Source organism: Reella acinonychis (genome assembly GCF_052828705.1).
The window spans coordinates 1,789,104-1,807,714 of record NZ_CM128256.1; the positions used below are offsets into that span (position 1 = coordinate 1,789,104).

Genomic DNA, 18,611 nt, shown 5'->3' on the forward strand with positions numbered 1-18,611 from the left:
TTTTCACCGCACTTTTATTTGTGCTGATTCACAAAATCTAATACGTCATAATCCACCATTTCTTCCGCGGAAACCAAGCGGTCAATAATGCCGGCATCCAACTGATATTCAAGATAGGTTTCAAATTCGGATTTTGTTATTTCAATTGATGGAGACCACATGCCTTCTTCAACAAATCGAGCTACTGTGGCTTTGCCTGTTTGCACATTTAACTCACCCCAACGCTCCGCTAGAATATGGCTGATAACGCCATCAGGATCTGTCTGATAATGTGCTAATAACCAATCAATACCTTTTTGCAATCCTAAGGCAAAGCGTTTGTTTAATGCTTTTGGATCTTGCGCAACGGCTAAGTTAGTATAATAAACACTCCAAGGAATAGTATCGCCATCTTTTGCCATTTCGGAAACAATATAGCCATGCCCTTGATCTTGCAATTCATCCGCCCAAACCGCTTGCGTGCAAATATAATCACCAAAAGTCCCTTTTGAGAAGGTTTCAACTAACATGTGATTGACGAAATCATGAATAAATCTCACTTTAGAAACATCAACACCATATTTTTTCAGCGTTCCGACCAAGAAAATATATCCACTCGCTCCCCCATCACAAGGCACTAAAATGGTTTTGCCTTCAACATCTTTCCAATTAAATGGTTTATTTTCTCTCGCCACTAATTTAAAAGGACATTTAGAGGAAATTTTCGCAAAAGACAAATATTTATTTACATTATGTAGTTGATACATATTCGGTACCCAAATACCACCACATACTGCATGATATTCGCCAGAATCAATATCAGATAAACATTGTGTCCAATTGGCTGGAATATGGGTTTCCACATCCAAATCTTGCTCTTTAAAGAAACCTAATTTTTCCGCAATATATTGTGGCAAATAGTTAATCGAATTACCGGTTGATGAAATTTTATACTTATCCATGCTTTCTCCTAAACATCTTCTTTCACATGAACTACTTTGCCATCAAAAATATCGCGATTAAACTCACCTTCTTGTTTTGCAATAATAGTCGCAATTAAAGCATCACCAGTTACATTAGGGATCGTTGTAATCATGCCGCGGAACCAGTCAATACCAGCAATAAAGGCAACACCTTCAGCAGGTAAGCCTAAGCTTGGCATTAAACTGGCGAAAATCACTAATGCACCGCCCGGCACAGAAAGCGTTCCCATACAAGCTAAGGTTGATAACGCAACAATTTGAATAATACCTGTAAATGGAATATCGATATTATAAATTTGAATAATAAAGATTGAGGCAATTGATAAGAAAACCGCTTGACCTGCACTATTTAACACCATGCCTAATGGATTTACTAAATTAGAAATACGGTGGCTTACCCCTAATTTTTCCTCAGAATCTTTCATTTTGATTGGTAAAGACATAGCACTAGAGGTTGTTGTTGCCGCCATAATTGACATAGGGATAACTTTTTGAGTCAATTTAATTGGAGAGACCTTAACATAAAAAGCCGTAATTAACACATAAATAAGCATAATCAATGCGGTAGCAATGAATAAAGTAAATAAGTACTTCGCCAATGGTAACAATACAGCTAATCCGGTAGCACCTGCAACTTTAGCCATTAATGCACCCACACCGATTGGCGCAATTTTCATTACAAAACCAATTAAAATTAAAATAGTTTTATTTAATGATTTAACAAATTCTAATACTTTGTCATCACCAGTTTTATCTAAGTAAACACTGGTTGCCACCCCAAAGAATAGAGCGAAAATGATCACTTGCATCATATCGCCACGACTTAATGCCGAAATAATATTTTTCGGGAAGAATGAAGTGATAATATCTGTAAAGGATTTACCATGTCCGCTGATGTTTACATTGGCGGCTTCCACATTCACACCAACACCAGGCTGAATAACTAAAGCAAAGAATACGCCAATCACTGCTGCAATCACTGTCGATAAAAAGAACATGGTAAACAAACGAGCGCCCATTTTCCCTAACTGACTTGGTGATAATTGTCCAACCGCTTCAGTTACAGCCCCTAAGATGACAATAGGTACCCCCATCATCACAAGGTTCAAGAAAATCGTACCCAAGCTGCCAATAGGCTCAATTTGAGGCCCAACAACAGCACCAAGAATCAAACCAATAACGGTCGCTAACAAAATTTGGTTTGTTAGCGAAAGCGAAAATTTTTTGCTCATATTTAACTCCTATTTAATAATGGATTAACATTAGATCATATTTTAATGGCTAAGGAAATCCTCCGATCTTTATTCTGTGAGAGGGATCACAGCCTAATAACTTTTTTGCATAAAAAAACAGCATAGAAAAAAACATAAAAAAGTGCGGTGAAAAACTGTCAAATTTTCCACCGCACTTTTAATCAGAAAAGATTAATAATCTTCCATATAACCAAGGCTGCGTAATGCCCTTTCATCATCCGCCCAGCCTGATTTCACTTTTACCCAAAGTTCCAAATGCACTTTGTTATCAAAAAGTCTTTCCATATCGGCTCGAGCTTCCATTCCAATAGTTTTGATTTTTTGTCCTTTGCTACCAATCACCATTTTTTTCTGACCATCACGTTCAACCAAAATTAAACCATTAATTTCATAGGTACCACGTTCGTTTAGCTTAAATTGTTCAATTTCAACCGTCACAGAATAAGGTAATTCTTCACCCATAAAACGCATTAATTTTTCACGAATAATTTCCGACGCCATAAAACGTTGTGAGCGATCCGTTACATAATCTTCAGGGAAATGGTGAACACCTTTCTTCAATGATTCGCGTACGATTTTTTGCAAAATATGTACGTTGTTGCCACGTTGTGCAGAAATTGGCACAATGTCTTTGAAATTAAATTTTGCACTTAATTCTGTGATAAAAGGCAGTATTTCTTCTTTATTTTTTACATTGTCGATTTTATTGATAGCCAACACAACCGGTGCTTTGGCTTGGCGCAATTTGTTTAATACCATTTCATCATCATCGTTCCAATGAGTGCCGTCCACCACAAAAATAATTAAATCTACATCGCCAATTGCACTACTTGCCGCACGATTCATTAAACGGTTAATGGCACGTTTTTCTTCAATATGTAATCCTGGCGTATCCACATAGACAGCTTGGTAAGCCCCTTCCGTATGAATACCTACAATGCGGTGACGTGTGGTTTGTGCTTTTCGTGAAGTAATGGAAATCTTTTGCCCTAATATTTTGTTGAGCAAGGTGGATTTCCCTACATTTGGACGACCTACAATGGCAATAAATCCACAATAGGTTTCGCCCATATCCTCTGATAAAATCTCTTCTGTCATAATTAAATATCCAATTCTTTTAATACTTGTTCAGCTGCTATTTGCTCAGCTTTACGACGGCTGCTTGCCACCCCAATAAAAGTGCGGTCTAAATTTGATACATTACATTCCACCGTAAAAGTCTGACAATGCGCTTCCCCTTGAATATGAGTAACATTATAAGTTGGCAATTCTAAACGTTTACTCTGTAAATATTCTTGCAAACGTGTTTTAGGATCTTTTTGATTTTCGCCCGGCTTAATGGCTTGCAAATAATCTTGATACCATTGACGAACAATAGTCATGGTTTGTGCTAAATCTCGATCTAAGGACATCGCGCCAATAATCGCCTCAACACAATCAGCCAAAATAGATGCTCGACGGAAACCACCACTTTTTAGCTCACCAGCCCCTAATGCCATATAATCGCCTAACTCAAATTTACGCGCTAATTCCGCTAAGGTTTGCTCACGCACTAAAGAAGCACGCATACGGCTCAATTCACCTTCATTGCAATTAGGAAACTGTTGATATAGTGCTTCGGCAATAGTTAAATTCAGGATCGCATCGCCCAAAAATTCCAATCGTTCATTATGAATTTTTGCTGCACTGCGATGTGTTAATGCTTGCTGTAAAAGCGCCACTTGATTAAATTGATAACCAATATGGCGTTGTAATCGATTTAAATCATTCATATTACTGAATTTTTGTAAATAGACGTTTAGTACGAATACCTGTTGGCCATTCGCCTGGTTTCTTATCTAAGCTCAACCAAATATAAGTCGCTTTACCGACAATATTTTTCTCTGGTACGAATCCCCAGAAACGACTATCTTCGCTCATATTACGGTTATCGCCCATCATAAAATAATGCCCAGCGGGTACAATCCATTCCGTTGTGTAATATTCTTGACGTGCATAATCTTTATAGCGGAAACCTTCAGAAATGGGCTCAGGAAACCAATGGATTTTGTGCTCTACATCACCTTTTTCCACTAATTCCAACATACTTGGACCATATCTAAAGCTACCATCTGGATTTTTACCAATAATTGCTCTAAATTCATCGTTAATTTGTGGATCTGAATAATCAAAGGTTTTCACCGAACAATTATTTTCGCACGCTTTTCCATCTTGTCCATAAATCACTGTTAATTTACGATCAAGTTCGTTATAAATAACACGATCGCCACCGATACCAATGACACGTTTAATATAATCAATGCTTGGTGCTGGCGGAGCCTTAAACACAACTACATCACCACGCTGTACATTGCCTGTTTCAATTAATTTATTCTGAAATACAGGATCTTTAATGCCATACGCATATTTTTCCACCACAATAAAATCGCCCACTCTTAATGTTGGCTCCATTGACTGAGAAGGAATTTGGAATGGTTCAATCACAAAAGAACGTAAAATCAACACAAAGGCTAATACAGGAAACAACGAAGCAATAAATTCTTCGCCTTCGCCAATAGGTTCAATTTTACTTTTTTCTTCATCCGTTAATGTTTGGCCACTACGTTGTTCTGTTCGTGCAATTTGTCGTTGGCGGCGTGGCTGAACAGAAAAACGATGGTAGCACCATAAAATACCTGAAAGTGCGGTGAATAAAATTAATAAAATTGAGAATGTATTTGGTAACTGCAAATGATCTAGCACTTTCCAAACACCAAATCCTACCGCAAATAAAATAGGTAAAAAGAGTTTTGACATAATATTCCTTATTTATCTTTACCAACATGCAAAATGGCTAAAAACGCTTCTTGTGGTACTTCAACATTACCTAAGGATTTCATACGTTTTTTACCTTCTTTTTGTTTTTGTAATAGTTTTTTCTTACGGCTCACGTCACCACCGTAACATTTCGCCAATACGTTTTTACGCAATTGTTTTACCGTAGAACGAGCAATAATGTGGTTACCAATCGCCGCTTGAATAGCAATATCAAATTGTTGGCGTGGAATGAGTTCACGCATTTTTTCCACAAGCTCACGACCACGATATTGCGCATTGTCTTTATGAACAATTAATGCAAGTGCGTCCACTCGTTCCCCATTAATCATAATATCCACACGCACCATATCTGCTGCTTGGAAACGTTTGAATCCATAATCTAATGAAGCATAACCACGAGAAGTTGATTTCAAACGGTCAAAGAAGTCTAACACTACTTCGCCCATTGGAATTTCATAAGTCAGCGCCACTTGATTACCATGGTAAACCATATTGGTTTGAACACCGCGCTTCTCCACGCAAAGGGTGATAACATTACCTAAATAGCTTTGTGGCAATAACATATTACATTCTGCAATCGGCTCACGAATTTCTGCAATGTTGCTTAACGGCGGTAATTTTGACGGGCTATCTACATAGATCACTTCACCGTTGGTTTGTTCTACTTCATAAACTACTGTTGGCGCAGTTGTGATGAGATCTAAGTCATATTCACGCTCTAAACGCTCTTGAATAATCTCCATGTGCAACAAGCCAAGGAAACCACAACGGAAACCAAAGCCAAGAGCGGTGGAATTTTCAGGCTCATAGAAAAGAGAAGCATCATTGAGGCTTAATTTACCTAAAGCATCCCTGAACGCCTCATAATCATCAGAACTAATCGGGAACAACCCTGCATAAACTTGCGGCTTCACTTTTTTAAAGCCTGGTAAAACCGATGTAGCTGGATTATGGTGAGAAGTTAAGGTATCGCCCACTGGCGCACCTAAAATGTCTTTAATAGCACAAACTACCCAACCTACTTCACCACAATTGAGTACAGTTGTATCCACTTGTTTTGGTGTAAAAATACCAAGACGATCCACGTTATAAGATTGCCCTGTGGACATCACTTTGATCTTATCGCCTTTACGTAAAGTACCATTTTTAATACGCACTAAAGATACCACACCCAAATAATTATCGAACCAAGAGTCAATAATTAAGGCTTGTAATGGCGCTTCAGGATCGCCTTCTGGTGCAGGGATTTTATGAACAATTTCTTCTAATACCTCATCAATCCCCACGCCTGTTTTCGCTGAACAACGCACGGCTTCCATCGCGTCAATACCAACAATATCTTCAATTTCTTCTGCGACACGTTCTGGATCGGCTGCTGGCAAGTCAATTTTGTTTAAAATTGGCACCACTTCTAAATTCATTTCAATCGCGGTGTAACAGTTAGCAAGGGTTTGTGCTTCCACGCCTTGTCCTGCGTCCACCACCAATAATGCACCTTCACAAGCCGCTAATGAACGAGATACTTCATAAGAAAAATCCACATGTCCTGGCGTATCGATAAAGTTTAATTGATAGGTTTCGCCGTCTTTTGCTTTATAATTTAAAGTCACACTTTGTGCTTTAATGGTAATACCACGCTCACGTTCAAGATCCATTGAATCCAACACTTGCGCTTCCATTTCACGATCCGATAAACCACCACAGGTTTGAATTAAACGATCCGATAAAGTCGATTTCCCATGGTCAATATGAGCAATAATTGAAAAGTTACGAATATTCTTCATAAAAATAATAATCTGTTGTAATAATAAAAAGTAAATCAATATAAATCGTGCAATTGTACCTGAAATTCCAACAGACCGCTATACGAACAAAAGCAAAGTGCGGTGAAAATTCACAAACTTTTCACAACATCTTATTTACTGGCAATAAAAAACCCTGAGTGAAACTCAGGGTTTTCTTTTATACTAAAACAACAAATTATAGGCTTTCAGTGAAAGTACGAGTGATTACATCACGTTGTTGTTCTGGCGTTAATGAGTTGAAACGTACAGCATAACCAGAAACACGAATTGTTAATTGTGGGTATTTTTCTGGATTTTTTACTGCATCTTCTAAAGTTTCACGACGTAAAACGTTTACGTTTAAGTGTTGACCACCTTCAACTTTTACTGTTGGTGCAACATCAACTGGTAATTCACGATATTCGATTTGACCTAATTCGTTGATTGCAACGATTTGATCTTCCACGAATTCACCTTTTGCACATAAACAACGCGCTTCACCTTTGTCGCTGTCTAATAACCAGAATGAATTTAATAAATTGTCGTTTGCTGCTTGGGTAATTTGAATACCTTTAATCATTTTTCTGCCTCCTATAATTGGCGGTTATTAATTGGTTTGAATTGTGCGAAATTTTATCAAAAAATTTGATGATTTCAACAATATTTGACATTTATCAAGAGAAAATCGTACAAATTTTACTTAAACTTGACTTAGGTCACATAAAAGCACTTAAATAAAATCACTTATTAACATTTTAATTACATAATTTAACAACTTATAAACATTTAACTTATTTATTATTTATCTATCTTACCTAAATAAACAAAATTATTACCATATTTCGTCTAAATAAGTGAAGTGCTATTTTTCTCAATTTTATACAAAAAATACCCCAGACGATATTATCTGGGGCAGGAATATAAATTGCTATTCTTTATTATTGAAATGAATCTTTCAATCGTTCATCAGCACGACGCGCTTCGCCTTTATGCTGAAGTTTATTTAATTGACGTTCGAGTTTTTCCTCAACCTCATTAATGGCTTTGTACATATCATCGGCTTCAGCACTTGCGAACAAATTACCATGAGGTGTACCAATTGATGCCTCGACGGAAAAACCTTGTGGCACCTTATTTAATATAAAATGCGGATTAATTAACTGGGTTTGCCATTTCTCTAATTTAGCGAGTCTATCCTCAATGTGAGCACGAATTGCCGGTGTAATGTCCATTTGTTTACTTGCAATATTAAGTGTCATAGCATTTACCTCTTTTGTTAGTGAGTTTGATTACTCTTGTTTACATCTTAACTACAAAATATGCCCTTCAGCCAAACATTTCAAGTCATTTATAACGAAACCCGCAACTAATTTACAAAAATGTGATCTCAATCGAAAAATCAGCTTCTGATTATATATTTTGTTATAAGAATAATAGAGAAGATTATTTAGGTAAGGTTTTAATTTTAAAGAAGAAATAATAATATTGAGCAACAATAACCAAACCTAACGTCAGTTTTCCCCAAATATTTGGTAGCATAAAAAAGGCTAACAAGCAAAAAGGTGCCGAAATTGCCAAAATGCTGATTTTTTGCTTCATTGTCATTGATTTATGTTGATCATAGTCTTTCAAATATTTGTCGTATAATTGTGTAGTCATAAACCAATGTTTCAACCTTGGTGAGCTTTTACCAAAGAAATAAAGTGCTAATAGCAAGAAAGGCGTTGTCGGTAAACCTGGTGTTGGAATTCCTATAATACCCAATCCTATACTGAAAAAAGCCAATAAAATATAAACTGCTCTCATATAATATCGATCACTTCCTTATAAATACGTCATCTAAAAATTAAAAGTGCGGTGAAAACGCTCATATTTTCCACCGCACTTTATTATACCCTTATTGTAACCTAAACTGAATTGGCACTTCTAAAGAAGCCGGCATTCCTATTGGTCTTGCACCAACAGATCTTGCGCTTTGTACTGCTTGCAATGCCGAGTTATCTAAATCATCACTACCAGAGGATTTGCTAATACTCGCACTATTAATCGAACCATCAGCAGCAAGATTAAATTTAACAATTACCATCCCTTGTTTACGCATCATTTTAGCACGCTGTGAATATTTTTTATGCCGTTCAATTTCACGACGTAATGCGCTTTTATATGCACTAATTTCTGATGTGTTTGTACCATTTCCTGCTAAATTTGCAGCATTCGTATTTCCTTTTACCGAACTTGCTTGAGAATTGACATTTGAGTTACCTTCTCTCACTTGATCTGCTTTTACCGCATCTTTTTGTTCTACAGCTTTAGCTTTGATTTCTGTTTTAACCTTTGGCTTTTCTTTTTTCTTTGGTTTTTCCTTAGGTTTTTCTTTCGGCTTCTCTTTTGGTTTTTCCTCTATTTTTTTTATCATTGGATCCGCAACAATTTCCTTTTTTTCCTCGATGACAGGTTGCTCACTTTCCACTTCAGGTTCTGGCTCTGAAGCTTGTTCAACCATTGTCGCCATCATCATTTGCATAGAAATTGCCGTATTAGCCAACTCATTCGATTGAGTACTAGCACTATTATCGTCTCTCAATCCAAAAATAATAAGTGCAGCCAATCCCAAATGAAAAACGAAGGATCCTGTAAAACCTAACCATGAATTTTTCGGCATACTACTTGCCTTTGTCTTTCATTGTTACAATCGCAACATTCGTAATTTGATTTTTTGCCATTAAATCAGTGATCGAAACAAAGTCTTGGAAAGAGGCTTTCGCATCTACTTTTAATGTGACTTTTTGCGCTTTATCCCAGCTAGAAATCTCTTGCTCCAAATTAACCATATCAATGGGTTTATCATTCAAGAAAACCTCACCATTTTCTGTCACAGTTAATAATTTAGCTAAATCATCCGACTTAAATGCTACTGTTTGAGAGGCTTTTGGTACATTGACTTGAATCTTGCCCTGTGAAATAAAAGAAGCCGTAATCAAAACAATCGCCAATAGCACTAACATAATGTCAATAAAGGGGATAATATTGATTTCATCAAATTTTTTCATGAATTAGGCCCCAACATTTTTCTCACTATTTAAGGCCTTCCATTTCAAACGATTCACTTCAACTTTACGTCCTAATGCACTGTAAAACACCATAGATGGAATCGCTACCAAAATCCCCACAGCTGTTGCTTTTAAAGCAAGAGAAAGATGAAGCATAATAGAAGCAGCATCAATGTCACCGGAAGAATTCCCTAAATCATAGAAAGTTAATAAGATACCAATAACGGTTCCCAATAAACCAATATAAGGCGCGTTTGCACCAATAGTAGAAATAATGGTTAAATGGCGGTTAAGATCAATATCTAATTCATGAATATTACTATATTGCGAAACTTTAACACGACCTAAAAATAAATAACGTTCAATAACAAACCACAGCATAATAAAGCTCATAAAACAGAGCAAACCAATAATAATATAATCACTATACTGTTTTAAAAAATGAAACAACGCTAGCATATAAAATCCTTAAGTGTCAATCTAATTGAGAATTAATATCAAAGAGAACAATTCTAGCAAAAGCCCTAAGGATAAAAAAGAGGAAAATAAATTTAAATAAATTGAAAGTAGACAAGAAAGACAAAAAAACTGCGGTGAATTTCACCGCAGTTTTTGCTTAGTTTTCTATTGTTTCGCCACGATGTTTCCATCTACATAATCAATGGTCACCAACTGATCTGGCAACAATTTTCCTGACAGAATTTGTTGTGCCAATGGGTTTTCGATTTCTTGTTGAATAGCACGTTTTAACGGACGTGCACCATACACAGGATCGTAACCCACCTCGCCAATAAAATCTAAGCAAGCATCGGTAAAGTGTAATTGATAACCATGACTTTCCATGCGTTTGATTAAACGTTGTAACTGAATCGTCGCAATGGCACGAATATTTTCTTTACCTAATGGGTGGAAGACCACGGTTTCATCAATACGGTTGATAAATTCTGGGCGGAAATGTTGTCCCACCACCGTCATCACCAAGGCTTTCATGCTGTCGTAATCGGCGCTTTGGTTTTCTTGGATTAAGTGTGATCCCAAATTTGAGGTCATAATCACTACCGTATTGCGGAAATCTACAGTGCGCCCCTGACCATCCGTTAAACGACCGTCATCTAACACTTGTAACAAAATGTTAAACACATCATGATGTGCTTTTTCCACTTCATCTAACAAAATCACAGAATAAGGACGACGACGTACCGCTTCCGTTAAATAACCACCCTCTTCATAGCCCACATAGCCCGGAGGTGCCCCCACTAAACGAGACACACTGTGTTTTTCCATAAATTCTGACATATCAATACGCACCATGGCGTTTTCATCGTCAAACAGGAAGTTAGCAAGGGTTTTACACAATTCGGTTTTCCCTACCCCAGTCGGTCCTAAGAATAAGAAAGAACCAATTGGACGATTTGGATCGGATAACCCCGCTCGGCTACGACGAATGGCATTTGCCACCGCTTCAATGGCCTCATTTTGCCCGATGACCCGTTTGTGTAATTCCTCTTCCATACGCAAGAGTTTTTCTTTTTCCCCTTCCATCATTTTCGCCACAGGGATCCCCGTTGCACGAGAAAGCACTTCAGCGATTTCTTCATCGGTTACACGATAGCGAAGTAAGGTCATTTCTTTACCTTCCGCCGATTCCGCTTGGGCTAATTGTTTTTCAAGGGCAGGAATCACCCCGTATTGCAACTCAGACATTTTGGCAAAATCACTCACACGGCGTGCTTGTTCCATTTGGGTTTTCGCACTGTCTAATTCTGCCTTAATATGTTGCGTGCCTGAAAGGGCGGCTTTTTCCGCTTTCCACACCTCTTCTAATTCCGCATATTCACGTTCTTTGTCGCTTAATTCTTTTTCCAGCATCTCTAAACGTTTGCGGCTGGCGTCATCGTCTTCTTTTTGTAAAGCTTGTTGTTCCAATTTTAATTGGATAATACGACGTTCTAACCGATCCAAAGGTTGTGGTTTGGAATCAATTTCCATACGAATACTTGACGCCGCCTCATCAATCAAGTCAATGGCTTTATCTGGCAATTGACGATCGGAAATATAGCGATGAGACAGGGTCGCCGCCGCCACAATGGCGGGGTCGGTAATTTGCACATGGTGGTGAATTTCATAACGTTCTTTCAAACCACGCAAAATGGCAATGGTGTCTTCCACTGTTGGCTCGCCTACAAACACTTTTTGGAAGCGACGTTCAAGTGCGGCATCTTTCTCAATATATTGGCGATATTCATCAAGGGTGGTGGCGCCAACGCAGTGCAATTCCCCACGAGCCAAACTTGGTTTAAGCAGATTACCTGCATCCATCGCCCCATCAGTTTTGCCTGCCCCCACCATGGTGTGAATTTCGTCGATGAATAAAATCACTCGACCTTCTTCTTTCGCCAATTCATTTAATACCGCTTTTAAACGTTCTTCAAATTCCCCACGGTATTTCGCCCCTGCAATCAACGCCCCCATATCAAGGGAAAGCACCCGTTTATTTTTCAAGCCTTCAGGTACTTCACCGTTAACAATACGTTGTGCCAAGCCTTCCACAATCGCCGTTTTCCCTACACCCGGTTCACCAATTAACACAGGGTTGTTTTTGGTACGGCGTTGTAACACCTGAATGGCACGACGGATTTCTTCATCACGTCCAATGACAGGATCCAATTTGCCACTTTCCGCCCGCGCGGTTAAATCAATCGTATATTTTTCTAACGCTTGACGGCTTTCTTCTTGATTTTGATCGTTCACACTCTCCCCTCCTCGAAGTTTCTGAATTGCCTGCTGTAAACTTGCTTTATTTACACCGCACTTTATTAACAAATCGCCTAATGCACTTTTTTCCTCTAAGGCGGCTAATAAAAAGACTTCCGAAGAAATAAATTTATCATTCTGACGTTGTGCTATTTTATCGCATAAATTCAACAGGCTTAGTAATTGGCGAGAAATCTGCACATCGCCACCCTTGCCTGATACTTGCGGTAATTTATTTAATTCCGCATTTAATGCTTGGCGTAATTGACTAATATTGGCGCCGCTACTTGTCAAGATTGGCATAATTGAGCCATCTTGTTGGTTTAAAAGTGCGGTTAATAAATGCGTAGGTTCAATAAATTGATTATCTTTGCCAATTGCCAAAGACTGTGCTTCAGCAAGGGCTTGTTGGAATTTAGTTGTAAATTTTTCAATATTCATGTTTTATCTCTCACAAAATAAGTTTTGAACGGTTGTTCTTTCTATCTTTCGTGATTTTAATATGGCTCTCAAAAATAAAATTTCAAGTATTATGTTAAATTAAATTTGTATGATTTACTCAATGACCTTTGCCAATTATAATGCCAACAATGAGATATCGTTTTAAGGATGGAAAAATGCAATTTTCCAAAATGCATGGATTAGGAAATGATTTCGTTGTTGTCGATACGGTGACGCAAAATGCCTATTTCCCAGAAGAAATCATTAAAAAACTGGCGGATCGACACCGCGGTATTGGCTTTGATCAACTATTAGTAGTTGAGCCACCTTATGATCCTGATCTTGATTTTCATTATCGCATTTTTAACGCAGATGGTAGCGAAGTAGCTCAATGTGGCAATGGTGCGCGTTGTTTTGCCCGTTTTGTTACATTAAAAGGCTTAACCAATAAAAAAGAGATTGCCGTTAGTACGCAAAATGGAAAAATGATTTTAACCATTAAAGACGATGGCATGATTCGCGTCAATATGGGTAAACCCATTTGGGAACCGGCAAAAATCCCATTTACCGCGAACAAATTTGAAAAAAATTATATTCTGCGCACCCCAATCCAAACTGTATTATGTGGTGCTGTTTCAATGGGAAATCCACATTGTGTGGTGCAAGTTGACAATATCCAAACCGCCAATGTCGATCAATTAGGACCACTACTCGAAAGCCATGAGCGTTTCCCTGAAAGAGTGAATGTCGGATTTATGCAAGTTATGCATCGTGGACACATCAAATTGCGCGTCTACGAAAGAGGTGCGGGCGAAACCCAAGCTTGCGGTAGTGGTGCTTGTGCAGCGGTTGCTGTCGGGATTATGCAAGGGCTGCTGGATCAACGAGTACAGGTTGATCTTCCCGGCGGTAGTTTAATCATTGAATGGAAAGGTGGTGAGAGCCCACTTTATATGACAGGCGATGCCACTCATATTTACGATGGTGTAATTAAATTATAAGGTCTTGCGGTGGTTAAAATGAATAATTCAAACAATGAGTTAACCGAAGAACAGGTAGTAAAATTCTTGCAAAATTCACCGCACTTTTTTGCTCAACATTTAGAATTATTAAATCATTTAACCATTCCCCATAGCCAGAAAGGCACCTTATCCTTAGTTGAGATGCAACTAGAAAGTCAGCGTGAACGCATTAAAAGCTTGGAACAAGAACTCGCCCTCTTGCAGCAACTTGTTCATCAGGAACAAGATATTTTCTTAGCTCTTATGCCATTACAAAAACAGCTTTCAACGGTTGAAAATCTTGAACAAGGCATTGCAGTGCTCAACCAATGGGCGAAGAAATTTGAGTTGCAACAAGCTAAATTGCTGCTTTTTCGAGATAAATGGAACCATATTCCGCATTTATCCGAAAATTTTTGGTTAGATCGAAAAGGCTTTGAATTAATCCGCTTAGAACGCTTTGGTTTGCGACGTTTTTATTTAGGCGAGCTGACTAATCGTGAAAAATCCTTACTCTTTTTGCCTGAAGAATTCCCGATAGGCTCAGTTGCTTGCTGTTTAGTAGGAGGAAAATCACAGCAACAAGGTCAAGCGTTGTTGATTTTCGCTGCCCACGATACTCTACACTTCCACAATGGACAAGACACCGCTTTTTTAAAACATTTAGTCAATATAGTTGATATTCACTTACACCGCTGGCTATTGGCTTATCAAAAATAACGGATTGTTATCCATAAAGTGCGGTGCTTTTTAATAACATTTTATGCTGAATTTACTTCAAAAATACTACGACTACTTGCGTATCGAACGGCAACTCAGCCCTCATACGCTGACAAATTACCAGCGACAATTATCTGCTGTTGTTGAACTCTTGCAACAGCAAGGCGTGCATGATTGGAAACAAATTAGTCCAAGCATGGTACGTTTTGTGCTAGCGAGCAGCAAAAAAGCAGGCCTAAATGAAAAAAGCCTCGCATTACGTCTCTCTGCCCTACGTCAATTTCTGCATTATTTAGTGGTTCAAGGTGAACTCAAAGTCAATCCAGCAGTGGGCATTTCTGCGCCTAAACAGGGTAAACATTTGCCGAAAAATATGGATCAGGAACAAGTCAGCAAGCTACTCAATAATCAGAGCCAAGAGCCCATCGATATTCGAGATCGTGCCATGTTAGAGCTGATGTATAGTTCAGGATTACGTTTATCAGAACTACAAGGGCTGAGTTTGAATAGCCTAAATATGCGCACAAAAGAAGTTAGAGTGTTAGGGAAAGGTAATAAAGAACGTATTTTGCCTTTTGGCCATCACGCCCATCATGCCTTACAAGATTGGTTAAAAGTGCGGTTATTATTTAACCCAAAAGATGAGGCATTATTTGTAAGTTCCTTGGGGAATCGTATGTCTCACCGATCTATCCAAAAACGCATGGAAACATGGGGAATTCGCCAAGGTTTAAATGCGCATTTAAATCCACATAAATTACGTCATTCTTTTGCAACCCATATGTTAGAAGCCAGCTCTGATCTACGGGCTGTGCAAGAATTATTGGGGCATAGCAATCTTTCCACCACGCAGATATATACGCATTTAAATTTTCAACATTTGGCGGAAGTATATGATGCAGCGCATCCAAGAGCCAAACGTAAAAAATAGAGAAAATACATGAAATTTCACCGCACTTTACAGCCTTTTAAACTTCTAAGTTTCGATTTGGATGACACCCTATATGATAACCGAGAAGTCATAAACCTCGCAGAACAGCAATTTTTATCCTGCTTACAGAAAACAAGTCAATGCAATATTCAACCTGAGCAATGGCAAGCTTATAAACAACAAGTTCAGCAGCAAGATCCGATTTTTTGTGAAGATGTGGTGGCTTGGCGTATTCGTACAATTGAGCAATATTTACAAGATCAAGGTAAAAATGCACTACAAATTCAACAAATTAGTCAAATCGTTATGCAGGAATTTGTGTTGTGGCGACATAAAATTGAAGTACCATCTTCAACGATAACTGTATTAAATCAGCTCAAATCGCATTTTCCTTTAGTCGCAATTACTAATGGAAATGTAGATCCTATGAGAATTGGCTTAAATCAGTTTGAGTTAATATTACGAGGTGGAGAGCAAGGCAGAGCAAAACCGCATTGTGATTTATTTCATCAAGTCGCTAAGCAATATCAGGTTTCGTCCCAACAAATTTTGCATATTGGCGATCATCTGATTACGGATGTAGAAGGTGCTATTCAAGCGGGCTGTCAGTCAGTATGGTTCAATTGTTTTAATGACAAGCTACCTCAATCCGCAACCCATCCTACATTAGAAATTCATCATATAGATGAGTTACTTCAGCTCATTTAAAACTCAGTAAAATTTCACCGCACTTTAAGTCAAATAGTAAAAAAGCCAATCAAAGATTGGCTTTTATGTGTGTGATTAAGGTTCAATCCCTTCAAACAGGGCGGTACTTAAATAACGCTCTGAAGCAGAAGGTAAAATCGCAACAATTAATTTATCCTTAAATTCAGGTAATTTTGCAATACGATCTGCTGCAGCTACTGCGGCACCCGATGAAATACCGCCTAAAATACCTTCCTCTGCCATAAGTCGTTTGGCAGTAGCAATTGCCGTTTCACTATCTACTTTTTCCACTCGGTCAATTAAGCTTAAATCTAAATTTTTAGGAATAAATCCGGCTCCAATACCTTGAATTTTATGTGGTGCAGGCTTAATTTCTTCACCATTTAATGTTTGAGTAATAACCGGACTTTCTTCTGGCTCAACAGCAACAGAAATAATTGCTTTTCCTTGATCCTGTTTTAAGTAACGACTAATCCCTGTGATTGTACCGCCAGTACCCACGCCCGCAACAATAACATCCACTTTTCCTTCCGTATCTTTCCAAATTTCAGGGCCTGTTGTTTGTTGATGAATTGCTGGGTTTGCTGGATTTTCAAACTGTTTTAACATAATGTAACGATTTGGATCACTCGCGACGATTTCCTCAGCCTTAGCAATAGCGCCTTTCATGCCTTTTGCGCCTTCTGTCAATACTAAATTCACACCTAATCCACGTAATAAACGCTTACGCTCAGCACTCATAGTTTCAGGCATGGTTAAAATCAGTTTATATCCTCTCGCTGCAGCAACATAGGCTAAAGCAATTCCAGTATTTCCACTTGTCGCATCAACGATTTCTTTACCCTTTTGTAATAATCCATCTTTTTCCGCTTGCCAAATCATATTGGCGCCGATACGACATTTCACGCTAAAACTTGGGTTACGTCCTTCAATTTTAACTACAACATTTCCATTCTGACCAAAATGCTTTAAACGCACTAATGGTGTATTACCGATAGAATAAGCATTATCTGCAAAAATTGTCATTGTTATCTCCTTAACTATGGCTTTTCAATAGCGTTATTTTAAACCTATTTATATTTGTAGTAAAAATAGCCATTTCTTCTATTTTATAACGAAATAGAATTAAAAATTATTTATTGGTATTTATTAGGTAATCGATCACTCAATAATACGGCATAGCGTGCTGTACTTGGGCTGGATTCTAGTGCAATTTTTAACGCCATTGTTAATGGAACAGATAGTAGCATACCCACAGTTCCTAATAACCATCCCCAAAATAAAAGTGAAAGGAAAATCACTAAAGTGGATAATCCTAAACGCTGTCCCATCATTTTAGGCTCAATCACATTACCAATGATGACATTTATCATAATCACGCCAATAGCCACGCCAAACCCTGTTGGGAAACCGTTTAATAAGAGAGTTTGTATAACAATAGGTACTGCGGCAATGACAGATCCAATGTTAGGGATATAGTTAAAAAGAAAACTCAACGTTGCCCACAAAACAGAATATTGCACACCAGCAATTTCTAATAGAAGCCAAACTGCGATCCCCGTCATTAAGCTCACTGTGGTTTTAATACCTAAATAACTAATAATACTTTGTAGTACTAAATCAAGATGGCGCTCTTCTTGTCCTTGTTCTTGCAAATTATGACTAAAGGCGATAGCAAATTTACGTTTTGCGTAAGGTGCTTCTAACAACATAAAGACAACAACTAAAATTAACACAAAAGCATTGGAAACTACGTTAGAAAAGTTGAGTAATAAGCTGCTGACAAAATTCATAATTGAATTCGGGTCGAAATGTTCTAACACAGCTTCTCGTTTGATTGTTAAAGGAATATTCCATTTTGCTGCCACTAGCTGAATATCATTGATACGTTGAGTCAATAGCTCTCGATATTGCGGCATAGAATGTGAAAACTCACGCACTGAGCTATTAATCAATCCAATTAAAAAGAAAAAGACCAATAAAATCAGCAGAAATAATCCTGTAATAGCCAACCAATGTGGTACTTTTCGGTTAGTCATAAATCGAATCAGCGGCGAACAAATAATAGCGATAAATAGAGAAAGTAGAAAAGGCACCACAATCTCTGATGCTAATTTTATCCCTGCAAAAATCACGACCAAAGCGGCTAATACCACAAGAGCTTGGGTTAAAGAAATTCTTTTTGTCATA

19 protein-coding genes are annotated in these 18,611 nt (G+C 38.0%); 4 read left to right on the forward strand and 15 right to left on the reverse strand.

All coding sequences use genetic code 11. The annotated features are described in order from the left end of the window. Positions 1-14: 14 nt before the first annotated feature. From ACUXZ4_RS08745 to clpB, 13 genes are all read right to left on the reverse strand, one after another. A complete protein-coding gene (locus ACUXZ4_RS08745) occupies positions 15-941 on the reverse strand; it encodes an ABC transporter substrate-binding protein (RefSeq protein WP_464972817.1) in 927 nt (308 codons plus the stop codon). Between the two features lie 8 nt (positions 942-949). Continuing rightward, complete coding sequence (locus ACUXZ4_RS08750) at positions 950-2,194, reverse strand: dicarboxylate/amino acid:cation symporter (RefSeq protein ID WP_464972818.1); 1,245 nt, start codon at positions 2,192-2,194, stop codon at positions 950-952. Positions 2,195-2,386: 192 nt separating this feature from the next. After that, positions 2,387-3,313: a GTPase Era gene (gene era, locus ACUXZ4_RS08755; RefSeq protein ID WP_464972819.1), complete on the reverse strand. Its 927-nt coding sequence runs from the start codon at positions 3,311-3,313 to the stop codon at positions 2,387-2,389. Between the two features lie 2 nt (positions 3,314-3,315). Further along, a complete protein-coding gene (gene rnc / locus ACUXZ4_RS08760; RefSeq protein ID WP_464972820.1) occupies positions 3,316-3,987 on the reverse strand; it encodes a ribonuclease III in 672 nt (223 codons plus the stop codon). Position 3,988: 1 nt separating this feature from the next. Continuing rightward, on the reverse strand, positions 3,989-5,011 hold the full coding sequence (gene lepB / locus ACUXZ4_RS08765) for a signal peptidase I (RefSeq protein ID WP_464972821.1): 1,023 nt from the start codon (positions 5,009-5,011) through the stop codon (positions 3,989-3,991). 8 nt (positions 5,012-5,019) lie between these two features. Continuing rightward, positions 5,020-6,816, reverse strand: a complete 1,797-nt coding sequence (gene lepA, locus ACUXZ4_RS08770; protein ID WP_464972822.1) for a translation elongation factor 4 — start codon at positions 6,814-6,816, stop codon at positions 5,020-5,022. A gap of 196 nt (positions 6,817-7,012) precedes the next feature. After that, a complete protein-coding gene (gene grcA, locus ACUXZ4_RS08775; RefSeq protein WP_464972823.1) occupies positions 7,013-7,396 on the reverse strand; it encodes an autonomous glycyl radical cofactor GrcA in 384 nt (127 codons plus the stop codon). Positions 7,397-7,754: 358 nt separating this feature from the next. Then, on the reverse strand, positions 7,755-8,075 hold the full coding sequence (gene raiA / locus ACUXZ4_RS08780; RefSeq protein ID WP_464972824.1) for a ribosome-associated translation inhibitor RaiA: 321 nt from the start codon (positions 8,073-8,075) through the stop codon (positions 7,755-7,757). A gap of 184 nt (positions 8,076-8,259) precedes the next feature. Continuing rightward, positions 8,260-8,622, reverse strand: a complete 363-nt coding sequence (locus ACUXZ4_RS08785; RefSeq protein WP_464972825.1) for a YbaN family protein — start codon at positions 8,620-8,622, stop codon at positions 8,260-8,262. 91 nt (positions 8,623-8,713) lie between these two features. After that, complete coding sequence (locus ACUXZ4_RS08790) at positions 8,714-9,478, reverse strand: energy transducer TonB family protein (RefSeq protein ID WP_464972826.1); 765 nt, start codon at positions 9,476-9,478, stop codon at positions 8,714-8,716. A 1-nt stretch (position 9,479) separates the two neighbouring features. Beyond that, positions 9,480-9,866 (reverse strand): TonB system transport protein ExbD, encoded by a 387-nt coding sequence (gene exbD, locus ACUXZ4_RS08795; RefSeq protein ID WP_464972827.1) that lies wholly within the window; start codon positions 9,864-9,866, stop codon positions 9,480-9,482. Positions 9,867-9,869: 3 nt separating this feature from the next. Beyond that, complete coding sequence (exbB, locus tag ACUXZ4_RS08800) at positions 9,870-10,325, reverse strand: TonB-system energizer ExbB (RefSeq protein ID WP_464972828.1); 456 nt, start codon at positions 10,323-10,325, stop codon at positions 9,870-9,872. A gap of 165 nt (positions 10,326-10,490) precedes the next feature. Further along, the gene (gene clpB / locus ACUXZ4_RS08805) at positions 10,491-13,061 is read right to left on the reverse strand and encodes an ATP-dependent chaperone ClpB (protein WP_464972829.1); all 2,571 of its coding nucleotides are present in this window, start codon (positions 13,059-13,061) and stop codon (positions 10,491-10,493) included. A gap of 176 nt (positions 13,062-13,237) precedes the next feature. On the opposite strand from clpB, the gene dapF reads away from it, so the two are divergent. The 4 genes from dapF to ACUXZ4_RS08825 are packed head-to-tail and all read left to right on the forward strand — an operon-like array spanning position 13,238 to position 16,421. Continuing rightward, entirely contained in the window at positions 13,238-14,062 is an 825-nt protein-coding gene (gene dapF / locus ACUXZ4_RS08810) for a diaminopimelate epimerase (protein WP_464972830.1), read from the forward strand. Between the two features lie 18 nt (positions 14,063-14,080). Continuing rightward, on the forward strand, positions 14,081-14,782 hold the full coding sequence (locus ACUXZ4_RS08815) for a DUF484 family protein (RefSeq protein WP_464972831.1): 702 nt from the start codon (positions 14,081-14,083) through the stop codon (positions 14,780-14,782). Positions 14,783-14,825: 43 nt separating this feature from the next. Next, positions 14,826-15,713: a tyrosine recombinase XerC gene (xerC, locus tag ACUXZ4_RS08820; RefSeq protein WP_464972832.1), complete on the forward strand. Its 888-nt coding sequence runs from the start codon at positions 14,826-14,828 to the stop codon at positions 15,711-15,713. Positions 15,714-15,722: 9 nt separating this feature from the next. Then, the gene (locus ACUXZ4_RS08825) at positions 15,723-16,421 is read left to right on the forward strand and encodes an HAD-IA family hydrolase (RefSeq protein ID WP_464972833.1); all 699 of its coding nucleotides are present in this window, start codon (positions 15,723-15,725) and stop codon (positions 16,419-16,421) included. A 75-nt stretch (positions 16,422-16,496) separates the two neighbouring features. Here ACUXZ4_RS08825 and cysK read toward each other — a convergent pair whose 3' ends face one another. Both cysK and ACUXZ4_RS08835 read right to left on the reverse strand, forming a co-directional pair. Continuing rightward, positions 16,497-17,447, reverse strand: a complete 951-nt coding sequence (gene cysK, locus ACUXZ4_RS08830; protein ID WP_464972834.1) for a cysteine synthase A — start codon at positions 17,445-17,447, stop codon at positions 16,497-16,499. A 110-nt stretch (positions 17,448-17,557) separates the two neighbouring features. After that, complete coding sequence (locus ACUXZ4_RS08835) at positions 17,558-18,610, reverse strand: AI-2E family transporter (protein WP_464972835.1); 1,053 nt, start codon at positions 18,608-18,610, stop codon at positions 17,558-17,560. Position 18,611 lies beyond the last annotated feature (1 nt).